Below are 1,819 nucleotides of genomic sequence, written 5' to 3' on the forward strand. Positions count from 1 at the left end.
GCCTCGTCCAACGGCTTCTTTGCCATGGCGCGTATCTCCATTCAATCCGTTAGAGATATAACGCGCCAGCATCGAATCGGTTGTCATGTTTTATGGGAAACTCAATAGTGTGAAGCTCTGGGGACACGTAGCCGGTGCGACGTGAGAGTCGCGTGGTTCGCTGTTTCACCGTCGAAGTCTGGCGGGAGGAACCCGGGCGTTCCGTCGCCCGTAGTCTATTGGTGCATGCCGAGCTGGCAACGGCTCAGTATGAGTGCGACGCGTGTCGCCGTCAGCCGCGCGTTATGCGGCATGTAGTAGATGGCAAAGCTCGTTCTTGCCTTGTCACATTCAACAACTGGAATAGTGGAGGTTGAGGCTGTGACCTGCTGTACGACCAGCAGTTGCCTTCTATGAGGAGAAAATAGTCAAGGGCTTTGTGGCTCGCGAGTTTTCCATGAGATGAGTACATTTTCTGGAGCACAGGGGGGACAAAACCATCTCGCACGTGTCTGAATTGTGTTGCGCAACGTGAGACATTAATGTCTCACCGCCTTCTATCCGCCGGCGGGCCGCCGGCCGCATCCTATGCGCGTTACGCTAGAGGGGTTCCCTCCAGGAATATGCCCCATCTACAACGTTCGGTTGCTGTCAGGCAACCCGGCAACTGCACGGGCATATTCAGTTCAGAGCTTGCAAATATCTGTTTCGTTCGATCCGTTGCTGCGTCGCTGGTTTGATCGGTGTCCTTATCGCATTTTGAGTTCAGCACCCTCGGGAATGACACCATCCTTGAGGTAGCGCCACAGCGCGATGACCAGGCGGCGTGCGAGCGCGACGATCGCAATACGTCGGGCGCGTCGGTTGGGTCCTGTGGGTTTCGTGCGCTCGTTGAACCAGCGGGTGAGCCGGCTGCCGGGCTGGTACCGTATCCATGTCCATGCCGTTTCAATCAGCAACGCGCGCACGCGCCGGTTGCCCTGTTTGCTGATCCCCTGATCGACGTGGGTCTCGCCGCTGTCGTAGGGCTGTGGGACCAGGCCGGTACACGCACCGACCTGGCGGCGGTTGGCGAAGTGCCTCCAGAAGAGCTCGAGCGCAAGTCTCGAGCTGCTAACCGGACCGATGCCGCGCAGGTGTATGAGGTGATCAATGCGCTCGCGTGCAGGTTCGGGCAGGCGCAGGTGGTAGGCATTTTCCAGGGCGGCCGCCTGTGTCTCGACCAGCGCCAACCGCTCGCACTCGCGCAGCAGGCGTTCGTGGAGTTCTTCGGGCAGCGGGGCGCCGTCCTGACAGCACACTTCACGGCGCGCGAGGCGGGTGGAGAATTTACGGCTGTTGACGTCCTCCCGGCAGCCGACTGTGGCCAGTAGCTTGCGCATGCGGTCACGGTGTTGCAGGACTTCCTTCTGCAGTTGCCCGCGCTCGCGCATCAGGCGGCGCGAAGCTTCGTCCTGCGCAGAGGGGACGTGCACCGCATGCATGCGGTCGCGTTCGCCACCCAGCCAGGCCCGCAGGTTGATGACCAGCTTCGTCACGTCGAGCCGGTCGGTCTTTGCGCGCCGTTTTTGGCGTTGGACTGGAATGCTCGCGGGATCGACGACGTAACATTCGATGCCGCGAGCCTGCAGGGCCCTGAAGATCCAGAATGCGTCCTGGCCGGCTTCATAGCTCACCACGACACGCGTGTTGTCGGGCAGTGCCCATGCCTGTTTCTGGGTGGCAATCATGTAGTGGTCAAGATATTTCGGACAGGCTGATAGGCTGTTTCACTGTCAGTTTCGCCTCGTAGGCAATGGGCGACAGATAGCCCAAAGTCGAATGCAGGCGTACGGCGTTG

General features: G+C 60.0%; 1 pseudogene. It reads right to left on the bottom strand.

Going from position 1 to position 1,819, the window contains the following annotated elements:
* Nucleotides 1-728: 728 nt before the first annotated feature.
* Nucleotides 729-1,694, bottom strand: a pseudogene (locus tag HV796_RS42000) (IS110 family RNA-guided transposase); the annotation flags it as partial.
* Nucleotides 1,695-1,819 lie beyond the last annotated feature (125 nt).

This window comes from Paraburkholderia humisilvae, assembly GCF_902859855.1.
Taxonomy (GTDB): Bacteria; Pseudomonadota; Gammaproteobacteria; order Burkholderiales; family Burkholderiaceae; genus Paraburkholderia; species Paraburkholderia humisilvae.